Genomic DNA, 21,202 nt, shown 5'->3' with positions numbered 1-21,202 from the left:
CTTTAATGTAAGACATTCTTATAGCTTATTTATAATCAATTTTTAGCCATATAAGTGGATTGCCGACATTTCAGCCGGCAATCCTTGTCAGTACGTATTAGTCTTTAGATACACCATTCAAACCGTACCAAGCTACATATAAGAAGCAAGGTAATAAGAGTAAGAAGCTGGCACCGGTACCCCAGTGGTCGGCTACATAACCCATGAAGAACGGCATGAACGCACCACCTACGATACTCATGATTAACAAGCTGGCTGCTTTTTTAACTAAGCTGTTAGGAATTTTCACAACAGACAAAGCGAAGATTGTTGGGAAACTGATAGACATAAAGAAGAAGGATAACCAAAGAACGATAACGGCCGGTAAGTCATGTACGAACTGTAACACAACCATAATCCCTGCATTGATCAAGGAGTAAGTAGCCAAGATTACGTTACTTTTAACCTTTTTCATGATAGGTGTTGTTACGATACGACCAAGTAAGAAGGCCACCAAGGCGATACTGAAGAAGTAAGCCGCTTCATGGTCAGCCAAACCATGCCAGTGTTCTACGGAGTAGTTAATGAAGAATGCGCCGGCACCTACTTGTGCAGCAATATACAAGAACTGAGCAATAACGCCTAAACGGAAATGACGGAAGGAGAATAATTTACCATAAGAGCTGTCAGTATCTTCTTCTACAACATCACCGGCTGCTTCGCTAACTTCAGCACCTTCCGGCATGCGTGTAAACACGAAGAGTGCCAATACAGCAAGTACTACTACGGCAATCCCTACATATACCATCTGAACGTTGGCCATGTTTTGGTCAATGTTGCCGTGGGATAAGGACAAGAACAATACGCCGCCAACGATTGGTCCTAAGAACTGACCAACGCCGTTGAAGCTTTGTGCCATGTTGATACGGAACGCCGCATCTTCATCACTACCTAATTTGGTAATGTACGGATTGGCATTTGTTTCCAAGCTGCCGAGACCGCAGGCGATAATGAAGAAGGCTAATAAGAATAAGTTAAAGCTTTGTTCGTTACTGGCCGGGATAATAAGTAAAGCGCCTAATGCATATAAGGCCAGACCCATAATGATACCGCCTTTGTAGCCGAATTTAGTAGCTACCATGGAGGCCGGAATTGCGATTACGAAGTAACCGCCGAAGTAAGCTGCTTGCAATAAGCCGGATACGGCTTTAGTAATACCCAAGTGATTTTGGAAGTTTTTATTCATAACGTCCAAGAGGCCATAACTGAAACCCCAGAGGAAGAATAAAGAAGTTACTAACCAAAACGCGATTTTAATGTTTCTGCTGGTAACGAGTTTACCTGCGGCACCTTGTTGATTCATGTACAGTACCTCCTATTAGCTCAACGCACGATCGAGATGAACATAGCCGCCATCTACGAATACCCATTGACCGGTAGTATGCGAGGATTTAGGCGATAATACGAAAACTGCTGTGTCAGCAATTTCTTCGATTGTTGTGAAACGACGTTCCAACGGAATTTTGTCGGTAATAACTTTTTTACGAGCTTCCGGATCGTCAAATGTTTTAATCCAATTAGCGTATAAAGGTGTCCAGCATTCGCTGACTACTACACAGTTGCTGCGTACGCCGTCATCCAATAAAGCGGCTGCCCATTCACGGGTAAGACCCAAGATAGCACCTTTAGCGGCTGCATAAGCACTGGTTTTACCTTGACCGGTTAACGCCGTTTTGGATGTGATGTTCAAGATAGAACCTTTGGATTTACGCAAGTAGTCTACCGATGCGTGTACCAATTCATAGTAGTGAGTCAAGTTACCATGAATGCTCTTTTCAAATTCCTGCCAAGATGTAGTGTCGAGGTCTTTGTTGTCATTGGCACCGGCATTATTTACAATACCGTAGATGCCACCGCGACGAGCTGCTACATCGTCAACGATGCCTTTGATTTTGTCAGTGTCGTTTAAGTCAATTTGAATGAATTCATAGTTAGTCGTGATAGCTTCCATATCTTTTTTGAATTCGTCAGTGATTGGCGAACGGGAAAGAATAATAGGAATCGCACCTTCACGGGCCAACGAAAGGGAAATACCACTGCCGATGCCTTTACCGCCACCGGTTACAAATACAACCTTGTCTTTTAATTGCAAATCCATGATACATACCTCCAATTTAAATTAACACTCTATACACCTATAAACCAACTAAGTCGCGTACCTCTTACCGGACTTACTGTTTATATTCCTTGGAAACACGGCCGACTCGATTCACACACAATCTCATCTGCCATGCGTACGGCCTGCCGTACTATACGGTTGTGGCCAAGCGCCAAATTGAAAAGTCATTCTGTTCATTATGTTCTGCTTTTGTTAGTTTGCCGTTAGCCACTTCACAAATAGCATCTACAATTTCATAACCCACTTCTTTAATTGTTTGTTTACCGTCCACTACGGTGCCCGCATTTAAGTCGATAGCATCATTCATATTGTTATATGTAAAGGTGTTGGACGATACTTTGATTGTCGGTGCAATCGGGCTGCCTGTCGGCGTGCCGCGGCCGGTTGTAAATACTGCAATATTACATCCGCCGGCTACCATGCCGCTCAATTGTTCAATATCATTGCCCGGTGTATTCATAAAGGTTAAGCCTTTATCCACAATCGGTTTTGCATAATCTTTTACGGCCACTACCGGACTGTTACCGGCTTTATAAATACAACCTAAAGATTTTTCTTCAATACTGCTGAGGCCGCCTTCTATGTTGCCCGGACTTGGGTTAGCACCGCGAATATCCGCATTGGAGTCGATAACTTCTTGTTCAAACCCTTTGATGGTACTCATGATTTGTTCACTCACAACACCATTGATACCGCGTTTTGCCAAGATATGTTCTGCCCCGATAAGTTCGGTTGTTTCCGCCAAGATTACGGCCCCGCCGTGACTGACTACGATATCAGAGGCTACGCCGAGCGCCGGATTGGCACTTAAACCGGAGAAGCTGTCGCTGCCGCCGCATTCCGTACCGAGTACTACATCCGCCAAGGTACCTTCACTGCGTTCTTCTTTTAACGCTTCGGCCAACATATTTTTAACAATTTCTGTGCCACGACGAATACTCTTTTCCGTACCGCCGGTGGCCTGAATATTGAAAAATTCTACTTTCTTATACGGTGCGCGCGCTTTAATTTCTTCAGCTACGGTGTGAGCCTGCACTACCTCACAACCGAGGCCGACTACCAAAACGCCATATACGTTTGGATTAGCTGCGGTGCCTACAATAACATCTTTCGTCTGATCCGCATCATAGGAAAGTTCGCTGCAACCGTGTTGATGATTTACATATACAACTTTGGTGTCATCACGACGTTCTACATCGCTGTACATAACACCGTTGGCAATACGTTCTACCACTTTGTTGGCGCAGTGAACACTTGGGATTACCAAGATATGATTGCGGAAACCGAAGCTGCCGTCACTGCGGCGATACCCGGTCAATTTATAGCTGTCTTTACCTTTTTCAATATTTGTTTTACGTTCTACATCTTGATCAATATCGCGAACTTCCGAATCCAAGTCGCCGCGACCGCGTTCGCCTTCGATATTGTGAACATGAACCCATTGGCCCGGTTCAATATCTACTTCAGCTACACCGATATGGGAATCATATTTAATAACGGGACTGCCTTTGGCGATTCGTTCCGTCGCAAATTTGTGACCTTTTGGAATCGGTTCTTTAATCACTACACCAAGAACCTCTTCGCCAACTTGTAAGGGCTCAATAGCTGTTGCTACATTATCAATTGAGCCTACATGAATACCTTTCATCTGTTACACCTCCACAATGCACTTGTTTACAGGTTTAAGCCGGTCATTACCAAGCTTCTAAAAAGAGTAACTTCTTCACACACATTTTGTATATTTTCACAAACTTGTACTTATATACATACTTTTAATCACAGTCTAAATTCAACCTGTTCGCATATAAGAATCGTGTTTGTGTTTCGTATATACAAACACAAATATTATTTACGTACTATTTATGTTCTTATCATATACTTATCATACGTAAAAGTCAATAACATTCGTATATACGCAATAACTATTTATCATAATAACAATAACCAAAGGCAGTAAATTGCGAAAATCATATTATAGTATGCATATACGAACAAACGTGATACAATATATATGCAAATTATATACGTTAAAGATTTTGGCATAATATATTACCTTTAAATAAAACAATATTGAGAAAGGAGGTTTTTAATATGCCTTCAAAAAAATTAATTAAACATGATGCCTTGCCCTCCGATTGCACGCCTTCGCCCACACAACATAAACCGACTTTGCGAGTTATTAAGATTCTTGAAACGGTGGCCGGCAGTAACGGGTTAACCCTATCGCAAATTGCTACACAGCTCGATTGCCCAAAAAGTACGCTCACCCCTATTTTAAAAACATTAGTAGATAATAACTTCTTACTCTGCGAAGACGAGTCTCTAATATATACTATTGGTAAACAGGCCTTCATCATCGGCAATACGTACCAGCATAACGGTGATATTTTGACACTCATTAAGGACCAAATGGAGACTATGTCTTCCTTGTGTAAAGAAACCATCCATCTGGGTGTCTTGGAAGGCAATGAAATTATGTACCTGCAAAAGGTAAACAGTCCGAAACCATTGCAGCTGATTTCCTCCATCGGTAAACGCTTACCGGCTTACGCCACCGCTTTAGGCAAAGCCTTATTATACGACCACTCCTTGGAGGACTTACGTCAATTGTTCCCGAATTCATTACCGCCGTTAACCGAGAATACCATTCCTACGGTAGATGCACTCTATCAAGATATCCATAAAGACGCCAATGATGAATTTACTTACGAAGAAGAGGAAATCACGAAATACGCCCGCTGTATTGCCATGCCACTGCGCGTAAACAACCAAATCGTGGCCGCCCTCAGCATTAGTTTCATCGTCTTCGATGCTACACCGGAACACATTACGAACATAAAATATATTTTAAGACGCTTCGGTACCGTCATTGCCAAACTTATGGAAACTAAAAACTTCCAATACTAATTCAATAGAGGTATTAATACACAAAAAAGTTCCCTATCACAACCGTACTCAATCATGAGTTCAGTCGTAATAGGGAACTTTTATATATGCACTGCTATTAAAAGTATAATATTTTTACGAGTTAAAGGACATTTCTACGTTTAATTAAAATACGGCAAGCACCTGCAACGAATACACCTAAATATAAATACGCGGTACCCGTTCCGAGAAATCGCAGAAGATTTCATACGGGATGGTGCCAACCAAGGTGGCAATTTCAAGTACAGTTATGCTTTCATCACCTTGTGTGCCGATTAAAACAACCTCATCGCCGGGATGAACCGGTACGCCCTCTGGCATAGCCACCATTAACTGGTCCATGCATACACGGCCTACAATGGGACAGCGACGACCATGAATGAGCACACTGCCGCGATTCGACAAGCTGCGCGGATAGCCATCGGCATACCCTACCGGCACGGTAGCGACCGTGGTCAAACGGTCCGTCGTATAGGTACCGCCATAACCGATGCGTTCACCGGCTTTTAAATGTTGCACATGTACAACTTTGCTATACATACTTAACGCCGGGCGCAAGCCTAAGCGATTCGGCACGTCTAAGGATGGCATGATGCCATACTGAATAATACCGGGACGCGCATCGGTAAATAAACTATCTTTAACCGACAACAAACCGGCACTGTTAGCCAAGGAAAAACGGAACGGTTCGGAGCGATGGGCGCGAATCATTTCCACCATATTGCGGAACAAGGCCGTTTGTTGGTGCGCACTGGTTTTATCGGCCGCATCAGCGCTGGCCATATGAGAAAAGAACCCATCCACATGTAAATGCGGATACGCTTCCACTTTTTGCATAAAATCCAAGGCGTGATCCGGATGAATACCGATACGATGCATCCCCGTATCAACGGCAATACAACATTCAATAATCGTATCATGACGGGCGGCACAAGCTTCCAAAGCCGCCAGGTCAGTAGACTCACAGATAGCCGGTCGCGAATTACCTTCCACAATTAAATCAAAAGACTGGGGCAAGGTAATGCCCAATAAATAAATCGGCACCATAATCCCGGCCGCACGAAGTGGTAAGGCTTCTTCCGGAAAGGCTACGGCCAGCGATTCATAGCCTTCTTCTACGGCAATACGGCCTACCATGACACTGCCATGGCCATAGCCGTTAGCTTTAATTACCGCCGTGCTGGTACTCCATTCCGGTAAACTATCTTTGATGCGACGCAAATTCTCACGAATAATGGCCGTATCGATTTCTATGTGGGTCGGTCTCATACGTTAAATTCCTCCTAAGCGACAGCCTGTATGCCAGCTGTTGCATAAGACAATGCATATTACATGTCTATAACATGTATGTTAAGTAGTAAGGTAAAAAAATATATTTTAGTCACGTTTTTATTATACGCTAAAATTCTATAAAATCTACCTTTATTATACATCGCACCGATTACCATAGCAAAAATACCCGAAATCAGATAAAACAGCTTAGCTGAATTATCTGACTTCGGGTAGCTGTAGCAGGATTTCTGGCCGTTATATAACGGTTGAATGCACCTGCTGATTATAATATTGTCTCCGCTTTAGCGCCACATAGCACAATAGGTTTTATAAATAGCCTGAGCCTCTGCCACCGTTACAATTTCGAATTTTACAGTTTCACCCGGTCCCATTTGTGCCAAAATCGGCAAATCAGGGGTGATAACCGTAGCAATTTTAGTATAACCGCCGGTAGTCTGGCGGTCGACCATTAAAATAATCGGCTGGCCATCGGCAGGCACTTGAATCGATCCAAATACGGCACCATCGGAAATAATATCAGCACCGTCTATGTGATTCAATTTAGCCCCGGCCAAGCGATAACCCATGCGGTCGGACGCAGCGGTAATCTCATAAGGCTCGCTCGTCATAATGGCGTAGCTTTCTTCCGTAAATCTATCCGCCTGAGGACCTAACACAATACGAATTGCCTGCTTAGCTCGTCGTGCCATAGGTGTTTCATACTGAAGAGGCACGGTATAATCAGGTAAAACTGCTCGATTAAGCCCGGTCGCGGCGATTCGTTCATCGCCGAGTATGAGCACATGCCCTTTTTGCAAACGACTGCCACCATAGCCGCCCAACTTTGATTTTACATGTGTAGCCACACTGCCGTTTATTACGGGTACATTAAAACCGCCGCGCACCGCAATATACATGCGTACGCCATTCGTACTGAATGTGGATGATACTACATCACCCGTTTGTAAGCGAATCGCCTCATTCATCGCCACCGGCACATCGTTAACCATAGGTCCCATCAAAGCCCCCGTAAAGGCTACTACACAGGGTTCAACAACCGTAAAGGTAGGACCCATAACGGTACATTCCAAAGCACCCAGATTCATAGGATTACCTACGAGACGTTGCCCTAGTTCGTAACTTTCAAGATCCATCGCACCGGCCACGGGCATACCGTACTGCTGATAGCCCGCCCGACCGCCGTCTTGAACGGTTGTAAAAAAGCCCGGCTGTTCTATTTGCCAATACGCAATAGGCGACACGCCGCTATGAGGATTGCCAATCAAATGAAAGGCATGAGCGGCACCGTTTTTTGTAAAAGTATTATCTACCATGGAGCTCACTCTCCTTACAATAAAATGACTTTACTTCATAGGTCGCCAAATGGGCCTTAATATCTAAAAATTCTTCTTCCGAAACCGGCACATAGCGCACATAATCACCGGCTTCCAAAAGGGTCGGTTTTTCACTGTTGCCATCATATAAACGAACCGGTGTGCGTCCGATAATTTGCCAGCCGCCCGGCGAATCGGATGGATACATCCCCGTTTGTGCCCCCGCAATACCTACAGAGCCGGCCGGGATCAGGGTGCGCGGCGTAGTAAGACGAGGGGTAGCAATACGTTCATCCATACCGCCAAGATAGGTAAAGCCCGGAATGAAGCCCAACATGTACACCAAATAATCGGTACCGCTGTGAATATTGATGACTTCTGACGCCGTAAGCCCTGCATGTTCGGCTACAAAGTCCATATCCATGCCATACTCGCCGCCATACACGGTGGGAATCTCTACGACCCTTACCTTGTCGGCTGCAGCTGTTTCATTCTCAGTTTGCGACGCTGCGCTTATCATGTCGCAAATGGCGTCATAATCTTTTTTCAGTGGGTCATAAATCACTAAAATCGAACTATACGTAGATACCATTTCTTCAATGGTATGGCCCACTTCAGTTTGCAAAGCCTGCACCGTATGACGAATTCTGCGATTAATGGCCGGATCGATTGTATCCCCGAATACGGCCGTTACCGCTTTATCACCTACCGGTGCAAAGCGCAATGTTTCCTGTATAGGTGTCAATACCGCCACCTCCTAATCAATGAGTAGCCCGTTTATTTTTAAGCTACTGAATTAATTTCAAAATACCTTGTAACGAAATATAACCGATGTACGCGGAAATAGCGACTACGGCCCAACCGCTCCACAGTAATATTGGGGAATGCTTATATTCTCCCATAATGTCTTTACGCTTGGCCGCAATCAGCATAACGGCTAAAGTAACCGGCAAAATAAGACCGTTCAACGAACCTGCTACGATGAGGAGCATAGCCGGTTTGCCGATGAGTACCAAGATAACTGCCGACGCAATGATGAACCCGATAATCCAAAGATTTTCGTGGCGTCCCACAGTTTTAAACAGAGTTTTTAAAAATGACACCGATGTGTAGGCCGCGCCTACTACGGAAGTGATGGCGGCACAGAAGAATACTAAGCCGAAAATACGATAGCCGATTTCACCGGCGGCAAAACGGAACGCATCAGCAGCCGGATTGCCTGCATCCAAAGTATAGCCCTGCATTACCACGCCCAATACGGCCAAGAAGAAAAGCACTCGCACCAAGGTTGTTACGCCCATGCCAAGAGTGGCGGAACGACGTACTTGCGATAAATTTTCCTCACCTACTATGCCGGCGTCAATCAAACGATGACCGCCGGAGAAAGTAATGTAACCGCCAACCGTACCACCAAGTAAAGTAATGGTGGCAAGCCATTCATATTTTAGCGGCAACACACTATGCTTTATGGCTGTCCCTACCGGCGGCGCTGCTACCACGGTAACATAGGCAATTAATAAGAGCATTAAAATCCCTAAGTATTTGGTCACCGCATCCATAGCTTTGGTCGCCTTGTGGGAAATAAAGACAATGACGCCTAAAACGGCTGACAAAACGGCCGCGATATTTGTATCAAGCCCAATCATTACATTAATCCCAAGAGCGGCCCCACCGATATTACCGATGTTAAAAGCTAAACCGCCCAAAGCAACCAGAAAGGCTACAAAATAACCGAGTCCCGGCAATACGCGATTCGCAATATCCTGACCGCGCAACTTGGAAACGGCAATAATGGTCCACACATTGAGCTGCGCTATATACGATAAAATAACGGATGCCACAATAACAAAGGCAAAGTCCGCTCTAAACTGATCCGTAAAAGCCGCCGTCTGCGTCATAAACCCCGGACCGATGGCCGATGTAGCCATCAAAAAGGCCGCCCCGATTAAAACGGACAGACTTTTTTTATTATCATCAACTCGCTTCATAGAAAACCTCCCTTAATACCTCTTTATCCCTAGCCGGCAAAATTAGCCACCGTTAAACCTGCTTTTTCGAGCCCTTCCCGAAGTTCCTTCGTAAAGGCTACCGCCTCCGGATTATCACCGTGAACACAAATGGAATCAGCGACAATCGGAATGGTTTCACCCGTATTAGCCACTACGGTGCCTTCTTTTACCATCTGCAAAATACGGGCCAATGCTTCCTGCGGATCTTTGACAAAGGCACCCGGTTCACTGCGTGGTACTAAAGTTCCTTTAGCCGTATAGCCGCGATCGGCAAATACTTCCTGAATAACCGGAATGTTGCGTTCTTTGGCCATCTCAACCATAACACTGCCACTGAGTGCCATAATGGCAATGCCATCACCCAGCGCTTCTATACCGTCCAATACAGCGGACGCTAATTTCGGATCCACGCAAGCCGTATTGTAAAAAGCACCATGAAGTTTTACATGCTGTAGCGGCACGCCGGCAGCTTTACAAAAAGCCTGCAAAGCCCCTACCTGATAGAGCATATACGCTTTAGCTTCCGCCGGTGTAATCGTCATGTTGCGGCGTCCGAATCCCATTAAATCGGGATAGCCCGGATGAGCACCGACAGCTACGCCTTTTTCTTTACAAAGTTGCACGGTTTTCGCCATGATGAGCGGATCCCCGGCATGCCAACCGCAAGCCACATTGGCACTGGTTACATGCGTAAGCACCGCTTCATCCATCCCCAACGTATAAGTACCGAAACTTTCACCTAAATCACTGTTCATATCCACGCGCATCATAATCGCTCCTTTCTAAACACCTTTCTCTTTTTTCTGCAACCATAGCTTCTATAACCCCATCAGATGTTATTTTAATCTTCTATAGAATATAGTTTAAATAAATTATAGCACTAAATCATGAATGTGCAATTCAAAAATACAAAAATTTTCCCTAAATGGTTAAACAATTTACCTAGCCGATCACAGCCTCGTACGCCTCGCTGATTACAGCCTCATACACCCCGATTACAGCCGTACACATAACCTCCTAATTTTAAGTCTACCGAAATTATCTACTTTCAACGTCCCAAAATCGTCATTTTAAATCAAAGGATTTATGAGTTCCGTCCATAAAAGACATTTGCTTCATTAATAAAACATACAGAATCCATTCAAAATTCCTATCTAATAAAAAAATATTTATATAAGCCTATAAGAACCCCCTCGCGACAAACTATATCGAACTTATTCTCATTTATTATTAATTTTACAAAACTTTTACAGAGGGACATGAAAAACTTTACACAGCTTAGTTATACTGTGTGTACAAACTAAATTGGTAAATACGTCCATTTCTAATTAGGAGGCAATTGAATCATGAACTTCAAACGTAAGGCATTTACAGCAATGGCAGTAGCAAGCGTGTTAACACTCGGTTTACTTGGTTGTGGCAATGACAGCTCTGCCCCTGCAAACTCTCAGGCATTAAAAGGAACCATCACTTCTTCCGGTTCTTCCGCTTTACTTCCATTAGCAAAAGATGCTGCGGCTGAATTCAAAAAGAAACATCCTGATGTATCCATCGTATTGAACGGTGGCGGTTCCGGTACCGGCTTGAAACAAGTTTCCGACGGCACTGTAAACATCGGTAACTCCGACGTTCCTGCTGAAACAAAATTATCCAAAGAAAAAGCAGCTGAACTCGTTGACCACAAAGTAGCAATCGTAACTGTAGCAACTGTAGCTAACAAAGATGTTGCTAAAGCAGTTCCAAACTTGACTAAACAGCAATTGATCGACATCTTCACCGGTAAAGTAACTAACTGGAAAGAAGTTGGCGGTCCTGACCAGAACGTAGTATTGGTAACTCGTCCTACTACTTCCGGTACTCGTGCTCTCTTCTCTGAATTTGCTCTTGACAAAAACCAAGAAGCTTCCAACAAATCGTTAGAAACTGACGACTCCGGTGCTTTAATTCAGAGTATCGCCAACACTCCTGGCGCTATCGGTTATATAGCTCTTCCTTACTTATTAAATAACTCCAGCGTAACTGCTATCTCCATCGACGGCGTGGCTCCTACCCTCGAAAACAGCTACAATGGTTCTTACAGAGTATGGGGCTTCGAACACATGTACACTAAAGGCCAACCTGACGCTCTTCAGAAAGCATACTTAGACTTCATCATGTCTGATGAATATGGTAAAAAATTGGAAGCTCAAGGTTACGGTGTAGCCTCTAAAGTTAAACAGTAAAAATAGGGGTAATAATAGATGAACATTGAAAGCACTTTACGCGCCGATAGAATATGGCGTAACGTTATCAGAGGCGCAGGTCTCTTCCTACTGATTATTACAGCAGCGATTGGGATCTTCCTCCTCTATCGTGGTACCGGTACCTTCACTATCTACGGGCACAGTCTTTCAGAATTCCTATTCTCAACCCAGTGGCAGCCCGCCGACACGCTTGACGGCGGCGGCCACGTTGGAGCCGGCATTTATATTGTCGGCTCTCTTATTACCTGTGCTCTCGCCTTGATAATGGCAACGCCTGTAAGTATTGCGTTAGCCATCTACATGGCGGAAATTACACCTAGCGTCGGACGTCGTTTCTGGCAACCGGTGATTGAAATTTTTGTAGGAATTCCTTCAATCATCTATGGTTGGCTAGGTCTTACCATCTTGGTACCTTTCCTTCAGAAGTACACTACAGCTGACAGCGGTTTCTCCGTATTGGCAGCATCCATTGTACTCGCAATCATGATTTTCCCAACGATTACATCTGTAACCATGAACGCCATTAACAGTGTGCCTAAAACATACCGTCAAGGTGCTTACGGCTTAGGTGCTACCCGCTGGGAAGTAATTTACAAAATCGTTTTACCGGTAGCTAAACACGGTATCTTAGCCGGCGTTGTACTCGGCTTGGCACGTGCCTTCGGTGAAGCCTTGGCGGTAGCCATGGTAATCGGTAAAATGAAAGCCTTCCCTAAATCCTTATTGGATCCTACCGTTAACTTAACCAGTGCGATTGCAGCGGATATGGGCGGTACTATGGAAGGCAGTGAATACAATATGGCATTATGGACCATGGCATTATTCCTATTCGTAATTTCCTTATTGTTCATTTTACTCATTCGCTACATTACATCTAAAGGAGGCAACCTAAGTGAAAGCAAGTAAAGCCATTCCGGGCCCTCGTCGACGGGCTTTATCTACCGACCGCTTGGTTACACTGGGTTTGCATATCCTTGCAGGCGCTACCTTATTACTGTTAGTTGGTTTTGTCGGCCATATTGCCTGGAGTGCCTTGAGTGAATTCAAACCTGAGCTCTTAGCATTCTCACCAACCGGTATCGGTAACCAATTCTTCAATACGATTTATCTCGTGTTCTTAGCCTTACTCATCAGTATTCCCCTCGGCATCGGTGCCGGTATCTACATGGCGGAATACGCAACTAAAGGTAAAGCACAAAAGATTATGCGTATCTCTATTGAAACCTTATCTTCTTTACCTTCCATCGTTCTCGGTTTGTTCGGTTACTTGGTGTTCATCATCATGACCAACTCCCAATGGAACTTATTCGCCGGTGCATTAACGGTATCCATCTTAACCTTACCGCTTATCGCAACTATCACCGAAGACGCCTTGCGCGCCTTACCGGCATCCTATGCAAAAGGTAGTTACGGTTTAGGTGCTACCAAATGGCAAACTATCAGCCGCGTATTAATTCCGGCCGCATTCCCGGCTATTATTACAGGCATCATCTTAGCAGCCGGCCGTGTATTCGGTGAAGCCGCTGCTCTTATGTTTACCGCCGGTATGAGTACCGACATCAATTGGGCCAGCACGGACATTACGTCCCCTACCAATGCGTTCAACCCATTCCGTTCCGGTGAAACATTATCCCTTCAAATTTGGGCGTCCCGCAGTGAATCTTTAGATCCAAATGCAAGTGCCATGGCCAACTTAAGTGCTCTCGTACTTTTAGCGCTCGTTTTCACATTCAGTATCGGTGCTCGTGCCTTGAGCCGTCACCTTAATCGTAAAAACCTAGGAGACAACAAATAATGGAAATTTCTGAAGTAGCAATGCCCAATCAGCAAGTGTTGGTAAATGCCGGTGCTAAAGCTGTAGCCGATCAAGCGGTAGGCAACGCGTTTACGGTAGAAAACCTCGATTTCTACTACGGCACCTTCCATGCCTTAAAAAATATCAACATGAACATTAAGAAGAACGAAATTACTGCATTAATCGGACCTTCCGGTTGCGGTAAATCTACCTTCTTACGTATCTTAAACCGCATGAACGACCTTGAAGGTGATGTTACCGTTAAAGGTAAAATCCTTTTAGAAGGCGAAGATATTTACGCCGACATGGAACCAATCGTTCTTCGTCACCGCGTAGGCATGGTTTTCCAGCAACCTAACCCATTCCCACAAAGCCTTTATGACAACGTAGCCTTCGGCCCACGTTTACAAGGCATCAAAAAAGCAAGCGAACTCGACGAAATCGTTGAAAAAAGCTTGACCCAAGCTTCCTTGTGGAATGAAGTAAAAGACCGCTTACACAAAAGTGCCATCAGCTTATCCGGTGGTCAACAACAGCGTCTTTGCATCGCTCGTACCTTGGCAACTCGCCCTGACGTAATCCTCATGGACGAACCTACCAGTGCGCTCGATCCTATTTCCACTGCTAAAATCGAAGAATTAGCGTTAGAATTAAAAGAAGACTACACAATTGTTATTGTTACACACAATATGCAACAAGCTGCTCGTATTTCTGATAAAACCGCTTTCTTCTTAATGGGAGATTTGGTAGAATATAATAAAACAAAGACTATATTTACCGAACCAACACAGCCAAAAACGGCTGACTACATTAACGGTCGCTTCGGTTGATAACAGGAAACTCCCCGGAACGAACTCAATGCAGTTCGTTCCTTTTTTTCTATCAGAATAAGGAGATAGCTATGAAACAGACCCACCCTTTAATTTATTGTGTAGAAGATGAAGACAGCATTCGCGGACTTATCTCCTATGTGTTAAACGGGCAGGGCTTTGAGGTCGGCACCTTCGAGTCAAGCGGACCCTTTTGGGCCGCCCTGGAAGAACGCCGGCCTCAACTTGTCTTGCTCGACATTATGCTGGAAGGTGAAGACGGTTTATCCATCTTAAATAAACTTCGTGAAAAACCTGCTACCCAGGATTTGCCGATTATTATGATTACCGCCAAAACTTCCGAAATTGATGTCGTGCAAGGTCTCGACGGCGGTGCCGATGACTACATCACTAAGCCTTTCGGCGTCGTTGAACTTGTTTCCCGTATAAAGGCTTTATTGCGTCGTACCCGTCCGATAACGCCACCTAAGAAATCCGTGCTCACTTGTGATGATTTAGTACTGGACAAAGACAGTCGCATCGTCACCCTTGATGGCCAACCTATTGCGTTAACCCTCAAAGAATACGAACTCTTACTCTACTTCATGGAAAACACGGGCATTGCCCTTTCCCGTGAACGCATTATGGAAGTTGTTTGGGGCTTCTCCTATGAAGGCGAATCCCGTACCGTTGACATGCATGTTGTTACCTTAAGACAACATTTAGGCCATGCCGGCCGCCATCTTAAGACTGTTCGCGGCATCGGATATCGTTGGGAGGCCACCATATGAGACAGAAGTTCTTCCGTGCCCTGTTCGGCTTGGGCATGTTGAGTCTCGTAGTCAGCACCGTAATTCTCAGTTATTTATTCTACAATAACTGGAAACATGATTTTCGCACCGTACTCTATACGGAAGGTCGAATTATTGCGTCTACAGGCACATTAACACCGGACCGATTACAAGCCATAGCCCAATCCACCAATAATACCTTGCGTATTACCTGGATTTCCTACGAAGGAAAAGTATTATTCGATTCCGTCCACGATGCGGATTCAATGGATAATCATCTGCAGCGTCCCGAAATATCACAGGCCATCCTCCACGGCGAAGGCAGTGATATTCGTGACTCTTCCACCATCCATGCCATCAGTTACTACGAGGCCATTCGCCTGCCGGATAACTCGATTTTGCGAGTCTCCCGTAACGGTTCTACCGTTTACAAAGTTATCTTAGACGCCGCCCCGGGGCTCTTCCTGCTCTTTGCGGCCATGTCGGGCGGTTGTTATCTCTTAGCCCGGCGTTGGACGGCTGATGCCATCTATCCGATTGAAGAAATCGTTAAAGCCTGGACCTCGCACGGCGATACCAAGCCCGTTATTGACGAGGCGTACAATGAAATTACACCGCTTCTATCGCGTCTGTCTTTTCAAAAAAATGAACTTGAAGCCATGATTTTGCGTCTACAGGCCGAAAAAAATACCCTCCGGTCTATTATGGAAGAAATGGACGAAGGGCTCTTATTGGCCGAATTAGACGGCACCATCATTACATATAATGAACACTTGAAAGAGTTTTTAAACGCTAAAAGCGAATTACACGGCGAATCGCTTTTACTGCTTTCCGATGATGTAGAATGGCGCAAAAATGTAATTAACGCCATGCGCAAACATCAGGGCGGCGAATATTTGCTTCATAAAGATAATCAGCATTTTCATATTATCTTCCACATTACGGAAGAAGATCGCTACAAAGGTCGCTTGCTTGTTATCATCTCAGATATTACGCAGAGCTATTTAGAGCAACAGCGCCGTTATGAGTTTACCTCAAATGTATCACACGAACTAAAAACACCGCTTACTACCATCAGCGGCTATGCGGAAATTCTTGCTAAGGGTATGTATCCCAACAAAGAAGAAGCGACCCTACTGGGCGGTCATATTCATACCGCTGCCCTTCACATGCAGGAACTAATCGACACTATTTTAAAACTCTCCCGCATCGAAGACGAAGGGTCTGAAGTACTATTTAAACAAACCTCAATTCGCTCCGTCATTAATTCAGCTTGGCAACAATTAGCCACTAAGCGACAGGGCAAAAATATCACCTTGGCCATAACCGGTGAAAGCCCGTCCTTACTTCTCTCCCCTAAGTTGATTGAAGAAGTGTTTATCAATCTCTTTGACAATGCTATTAAATTCAGCAAAAACCTGGATAATCATATTATTGTTAATATTTGCACCAAAGAAAGCTTTACCGTTGTCAGCGTCACCGACGAAGGTATCGGCATTCCTAAAGACAAACAAGCCCGTATCTTTGAACGTTTCTATCAGGCCGATCCGAGCCGCAACAGCAAACGTGAAGGCAGCGGCCTTGGTCTTGCCCTTGTAAAACATATTATGGAAATCCACAGTGGTTCCGTAGCTGTTAAGAGTGAACCGGGTGAAGGAACAACCTTCATTCTTCGTTTCAAAAACAACGACAACTAAATATTATGTAACCAATTAAGGCGTTAACTTTAAATTAAATCAATTTAAAGTCAACGCCTTGAGGTTTTTTTAGGGTTAATTGGAAGTGATTTTCAACTTCATTTTTCGAGTATACGTTATGCTCATATAGTCCTCTAAATCAAGATGTATTATGCAAAATTAATACTATAGAATTTCAATTTCACATGATTTTTCTTTATTTCATTTATGCGTATATGGTATCATTATTATACAGAGGAACATTTTAAAGGGGGTCATTATTATGTATGAAAATTTAGCAACTTTACAACCGGTTATCTTAGCGGGTCACAACAGTTCCCGCATGGGTTATAACAAAGTGTTTGCCAAATTCGGCGACCAAACATTAATTGAAACTATTTATACTATGTTAGCTTTTTCCTTCGAAAAAGACCCTATTATTGTAACCGATAATAAGACCCTTTTCGATAAATTTGAACCGTTAAAGGACGCCACGGTTGTGGAAGACAAATATCCGGGCCATCATACCTTAGGCGGCGTAGCGACAGCTTTTGAAGCGACCGATGCGGAAAACCTCTTCGTTATCGGCGTTGACATGCCGTTCCTCTCCCTCGTAGTATTGGACCGCATGGTAGAAGCCCAAGGCGTTGCTCAAGTCGTAGTACCTATCCTAAACGGCAAAGATATTTGCTTGCACGCCATTTATAATCGTAAACTCTTACCGATTATGAAAGAAAAAATCGCAGCCGGTGAAAAATTGCTTCATTCCTTCTACAAAGAAGTACCGCTTTTACAATTACCATTGAAGGAAAACACGTTGGAAGCGGATATTTTCATCGACATCAACACACCGGAAGATTTGGAATATGCTCAAGAATACTTCCACAAAATCCACGAAATCGATACGGATAAAGTACTCGTGCATCATCCGGAAAAATAACATAACCAATAATTCAAAACCCATAATGCGTTTGCGCAAAAGCATTCGTATTATGGGCTTTTTTGCTTTAAGGCGCATTTTAGTGTATTACTGTATACTTCAATATATTCCGGGTATCTTACTATCTGTTCTCTCCTACCGTGCTTATCGGCCTGCATATGATATAATCTTCTTAATACTCTATATGATTATACTAAAGTAATTAAAATGAGATTTATATAAAGGTGATTTATTATGAAACTATACGAAGTATCTAACCGTCCTACCGCTCTTATCGAGCAATTAACAACTGTTTGGGAAGCCTCCGTACGAGCCACCCACCTATTTTTATCCAATGATGAAATATTAGCTATCAAAGAATATGTCCCCGAAGCTTTAACCGCCGTTCCCCACTTAATTATAGCCGAAGATGATCCACAACAACCTATTGCCTTCATGGGCATTGACGAGCAAACCGTGGAGATGTTGTTTATCGCACCGGTCATGCGTGGCCATGGTCTTGGTAAACAATTGATTCAATACGGCATCGATACCTATGAAATTAATCATGTTGCCGTTAATGAGCAAAATCCGGAAGCTAAGGGCTTCTATGAACACATGGGATTTAGCGTATATAAACGCACTGAACTTGATGAGCAAGGTAATCCGTATCCATTACTATATATGCAATTAAAAAGATAGCAGATTCATTAAAATTGCTTACTTGCTGAATCTGCTATCATATTACAATTAAACCACCTAAAATTGTCATTTACTGCCGATTAATTGCGATTTTGTGCTACGCCTTGCATTCCTGATTGCATAAATTGGAACAGAGCCCGCTGTGCCATAAGCCACTCTTCGGTACGCTGCCAATTATACTTTTGATTTATAGCATATAGTCCGTGCACGCAAAACAAAAAAATAGCGTCAGCTACGGCTTCCGTGACTTTTAACTCTTTCGTAAGCGCTGCCACTTGCTTAGGCCGTTCATTAAAGTATAAATTATATATAATATGCTCAGCCAATAAGACATCTTTAAAGATTGGCATATATTTACGCTCACCGGAAACGCGCTGACAGAGCGGTAGCCGTGAAAATACGGACTCATAAGCAGCATACAGTTCGTCCCCGGTCTTTGCCCGATTCAAAGCTTTCGTAATCTGCGCTAAATTATCATCCTCTACGTCATTATCGCCGGCTGCCATTATAGCATCTTCCAAAAGCTCGTCGATTACATCCATCGGATTAGTATAATGCAGATAAAAGGTAGCACGCGTAATGCCGGCGGTCTTACTCAATTGTGATACAGTGATTTTTTCAAATGATTCTTTTTTCAAAAGCATTAACAAGGCTTCCTTTATTTGATGCCTGGTATATTCTTTGCGTGACATAATCTTCATACATCATCCTCCCATACACTGTTACATATAGTTACACAAGTATATAAGTAAAAATACTTATCGCTGATTTATGCTATTTTACATTAAAAATTTTTCGCCAATTATACACTTTTAGACAATGTGTCAAATTAGTTTACACATTGTCTTTTTTTGTTATTTCAAGTATAACAGATTCTGCTATACTTAAGCCATAATTAATCGAAAAAATTAAATCAGTGCTAAAATTAGTGTTAAAAACAATTGTGTAAATTTAAAGTATGTGTGTATTATGTAAAGGAGAATTATCATGAAATCAAAATTATTTGCATCCCTCTTAGCCGCTACTGTAATTGCTACTACCGGTTTTACTGCTTCTGCAGACAGCTCTTACGAACATATCCGCAATGCTACCGGTAAATTAACTTACAACGATACAACATTCCTCATTGACCCATTCTTTGCTGCTAAAAACAGCTTCCCGGGCTTTGAAGGTACCTTCAACAGTCAGCAACGGGTGCCACTCGTTGACCTTCCAAAATCTGTTAATGAAATCTTAAACGATGTAGATGCTGTAGTAGTAACCCATACTCATCCGGATCATTGGGATGAGGCGGCTGCTAAAAGCATTAACAAAGATACCCCTATCTTCGTTCAAAACGCATCTGACCAAGCCTTAATTCAGAGCCAAGGTTTTAAAGATGTACGTGTATTAAGCGATACAGCTACCTTTGAAGGTGTAACATTGTCTCACCGCAACGCAACTCACGGTACCGACGCTATGTACCAAAATAAACAGGCGGCCGACCTCTTAGGTGAAACCATGGGCGTTGTATTCACCATGCCAAACGAAAAAACTGTTTACATCATGGGGGACACCGTTTGGACTCCGGATATTACTAAATCTATCAGCAAATTCAATCCTGACGTACTCATAATGAACACCGGTTATGCTAAATTACTCGGTTTTGAAGACAGCATCATCATGGGTACCGAAGATGTAGGTAAAGCTGCTACCTTAGCGCCTAACGCTAAAATCTTAACGGTTCACATGGATACGGTAAACCATGCTGTTGTTGACCGCAAAACGATGAAAAAATACGTTGACGGCATGGGCTTAAAAGATCAAGTAACCATTCCTGAAGACGGGGAAACCGTAAAACTATAAATCACTTATATAGTATCTCCAATTGAATACTGAAACATGTTAAGATTTACTATTCCTAAATGTAACATACTATGAAAAAAAGGATGATGAGCCACCTGACTCATCATCCTTTTTAGTTCTCTGAAATTACATACAAAAAGGCATCGGTCAATAGACCGATGCCTGAACATTCGATAATTAAGAATCCTATTCAATATATTATTTTTTGGATTCGTCCATTACATCATATAACATTTTAAAAATTTCCGGATCACAAGGATATTCTTCCCCGTTAACGCCACGAATTACCCAGTCGCCGGGATTCGTTTTAACTACGCCGTTCAAAGTGAGCAAATAGCGCTCGCCGGTTTCTAAAATAGCGGTCAATTCATTAGGCTTATGACGAATCGCTACCGCTTTTTCAGCATAGAGCTTTTCATCATAATAAATTTCATGGGCTTCCGCCGCACAATGAGCTTGTAAAATAGTATCAATCAAAATCGGTTCAGTAATAGAACCTACGGTTTCTTCACACAATGTGATAACCTGCGCATTGAAGGCAGGATCGAAATGTAAAGCCAGCGGTGTTTCCGCAGCGTTCTTTACATCCTTATAAATAAATATTTCATGATTCTTAATCTGGAGCCAACGATAATCCAGCTTATAGGCACCAGCTAATACACTTGCTAAATTCTGCTTAAAATTCATAATTTACCACCATCATATTCACTACTAATGTCTTATA

At 43.4% G+C, this 21,202-nt stretch carries 20 protein-coding genes; 10 read left to right on the top strand and 10 right to left on the bottom strand.

The annotated features are described in order from the left end of the window. Positions 1-97: 97 nt before the first annotated feature. From fucP to MXE28_RS03660, 3 genes are all read right to left on the bottom strand, one after another. A complete protein-coding gene (fucP, locus tag MXE28_RS03670; protein ID WP_021841216.1) occupies positions 98-1,342 on the bottom strand; it encodes an L-fucose:H+ symporter permease in 1,245 nt (414 codons plus the stop codon). A gap of 15 nt (positions 1,343-1,357) precedes the next feature. Beyond that, positions 1,358-2,137 carry an SDR family oxidoreductase gene (locus MXE28_RS03665; protein WP_021841215.1) on the bottom strand — a complete coding sequence of 260 codons (780 nt, stop codon included), beginning with the start codon at positions 2,135-2,137 and terminating at the stop codon, positions 1,358-1,360. 151 nt (positions 2,138-2,288) lie between these two features. Next, positions 2,289-3,806 (bottom strand): altronate dehydratase family protein, encoded by a 1,518-nt coding sequence (locus MXE28_RS03660; RefSeq protein WP_226974507.1) that lies wholly within the window; start codon positions 3,804-3,806, stop codon positions 2,289-2,291. 443 nt (positions 3,807-4,249) lie between these two features. On the opposite strand from MXE28_RS03660, the gene MXE28_RS03655 reads away from it, so the two are divergent. Next, positions 4,250-5,065 (top strand): IclR family transcriptional regulator, encoded by an 816-nt coding sequence (locus tag MXE28_RS03655; RefSeq protein ID WP_021841213.1) that lies wholly within the window; start codon positions 4,250-4,252, stop codon positions 5,063-5,065. Between the two features lie 177 nt (positions 5,066-5,242). Here MXE28_RS03655 and alr read toward each other — a convergent pair whose 3' ends face one another. The 5 genes from alr to MXE28_RS03630 form a co-directional block, all read right to left on the bottom strand. Next, positions 5,243-6,352, bottom strand: coding sequence for an alanine racemase (gene alr, locus MXE28_RS03650; protein ID WP_021841212.1), 1,110 nt, complete (start codon positions 6,350-6,352; stop codon positions 5,243-5,245). Between the two features lie 305 nt (positions 6,353-6,657). Continuing rightward, complete coding sequence (locus MXE28_RS03645; protein WP_247239817.1) at positions 6,658-7,689, bottom strand: biotin-dependent carboxyltransferase family protein; 1,032 nt, start codon at positions 7,687-7,689, stop codon at positions 6,658-6,660. Continuing rightward, positions 7,679-8,443 carry a 5-oxoprolinase subunit PxpB gene (pxpB, locus tag MXE28_RS03640; RefSeq protein ID WP_226974506.1) on the bottom strand — a complete coding sequence of 255 codons (765 nt, stop codon included), beginning with the start codon at positions 8,441-8,443 and terminating at the stop codon, positions 7,679-7,681. The genes MXE28_RS03645 and pxpB overlap by 11 nt, the downstream gene beginning before the upstream one ends. Positions 8,444-8,477: 34 nt before the next feature. Further along, positions 8,478-9,677 (bottom strand): NRAMP family divalent metal transporter, encoded by a 1,200-nt coding sequence (locus tag MXE28_RS03635; RefSeq protein ID WP_021841209.1) that lies wholly within the window; start codon positions 9,675-9,677, stop codon positions 8,478-8,480. Positions 9,678-9,706: 29 nt separating this feature from the next. Further along, positions 9,707-10,471 (bottom strand): 5-oxoprolinase subunit PxpA, encoded by a 765-nt coding sequence (locus MXE28_RS03630; RefSeq protein ID WP_226974512.1) that lies wholly within the window; start codon positions 10,469-10,471, stop codon positions 9,707-9,709. A gap of 573 nt (positions 10,472-11,044) precedes the next feature. Between MXE28_RS03630 and MXE28_RS03625 the strand changes: the two genes are divergently transcribed. The 8 genes from MXE28_RS03625 (at position 11,045) to MXE28_RS03590 (ending at position 18,633) form a co-directional block, all read left to right on the top strand. Next, positions 11,045-11,920 carry a phosphate ABC transporter substrate-binding protein gene (locus MXE28_RS03625; RefSeq protein ID WP_247239816.1) on the top strand — a complete coding sequence of 292 codons (876 nt, stop codon included), beginning with the start codon at positions 11,045-11,047 and terminating at the stop codon, positions 11,918-11,920. 18 nt (positions 11,921-11,938) lie between these two features. Next, positions 11,939-12,847 (top strand): phosphate ABC transporter permease subunit PstC, encoded by a 909-nt coding sequence (gene pstC / locus MXE28_RS03620; RefSeq protein ID WP_226974504.1) that lies wholly within the window; start codon positions 11,939-11,941, stop codon positions 12,845-12,847. Beyond that, positions 12,834-13,736 carry a phosphate ABC transporter permease PstA gene (gene pstA / locus MXE28_RS03615; RefSeq protein ID WP_127057797.1) on the top strand — a complete coding sequence of 301 codons (903 nt, stop codon included), beginning with the start codon at positions 12,834-12,836 and terminating at the stop codon, positions 13,734-13,736. The genes pstC and pstA overlap by 14 nt, the downstream gene beginning before the upstream one ends. After that, entirely contained in the window at positions 13,736-14,566 is an 831-nt protein-coding gene (gene pstB / locus MXE28_RS03610) for a phosphate ABC transporter ATP-binding protein PstB (protein WP_021841204.1), read from the top strand. Before pstA ends, pstB begins: the two co-directional genes overlap by 1 nt. 71 nt (positions 14,567-14,637) lie before the next feature. Then, the gene (locus MXE28_RS03605) at positions 14,638-15,336 is read left to right on the top strand and encodes a response regulator transcription factor (RefSeq protein ID WP_021841203.1); all 699 of its coding nucleotides are present in this window, start codon (positions 14,638-14,640) and stop codon (positions 15,334-15,336) included. Continuing rightward, entirely contained in the window at positions 15,333-17,033 is a 1,701-nt protein-coding gene (locus MXE28_RS03600; protein WP_226974502.1) for an ATP-binding protein, read from the top strand. The genes MXE28_RS03605 and MXE28_RS03600 overlap by 4 nt, the downstream gene beginning before the upstream one ends. Before the next feature lie 262 nt (positions 17,034-17,295). Beyond that, positions 17,296-17,952, top strand: coding sequence for a molybdenum cofactor guanylyltransferase (locus MXE28_RS03595; protein WP_021842283.1), 657 nt, complete (start codon positions 17,296-17,298; stop codon positions 17,950-17,952). A 234-nt stretch (positions 17,953-18,186) separates the two neighbouring features. Then, positions 18,187-18,633: a GNAT family N-acetyltransferase gene (locus MXE28_RS03590; RefSeq protein ID WP_021842284.1), complete on the top strand. Its 447-nt coding sequence runs from the start codon at positions 18,187-18,189 to the stop codon at positions 18,631-18,633. A gap of 80 nt (positions 18,634-18,713) precedes the next feature. On the opposite strand, the gene MXE28_RS03585 is transcribed toward MXE28_RS03590, so the two are convergent. Beyond that, complete coding sequence (locus MXE28_RS03585) at positions 18,714-19,334, bottom strand: TetR/AcrR family transcriptional regulator (protein WP_226974415.1); 621 nt, start codon at positions 19,332-19,334, stop codon at positions 18,714-18,716. A 286-nt stretch (positions 19,335-19,620) separates the two neighbouring features. On the opposite strand from MXE28_RS03585, the gene MXE28_RS03580 reads away from it, so the two are divergent. Then, positions 19,621-20,478 carry an MBL fold metallo-hydrolase gene (locus MXE28_RS03580; protein WP_226974416.1) on the top strand — a complete coding sequence of 286 codons (858 nt, stop codon included), beginning with the start codon at positions 19,621-19,623 and terminating at the stop codon, positions 20,476-20,478. Between the two features lie 198 nt (positions 20,479-20,676). Here the strand turns inward: MXE28_RS03580 and MXE28_RS03575 are convergent, their stop codons facing one another. Continuing rightward, on the bottom strand, positions 20,677-21,165 hold the full coding sequence (locus tag MXE28_RS03575) for a hypothetical protein (protein WP_021842287.1): 489 nt from the start codon (positions 21,163-21,165) through the stop codon (positions 20,677-20,679). Between the last annotated feature and the right edge of the window lie 37 nt (positions 21,166-21,202).

This window comes from Veillonella sp. KGMB01456, from assembly GCF_023051165.1.
Lineage (GTDB): Bacteria > Bacillota > Negativicutes > Veillonellales > Veillonellaceae > Veillonella_A.
Note: the sequence above shows the minus strand (reverse complement) of the source record. Positions and strands in the feature narration are given on the sequence as shown.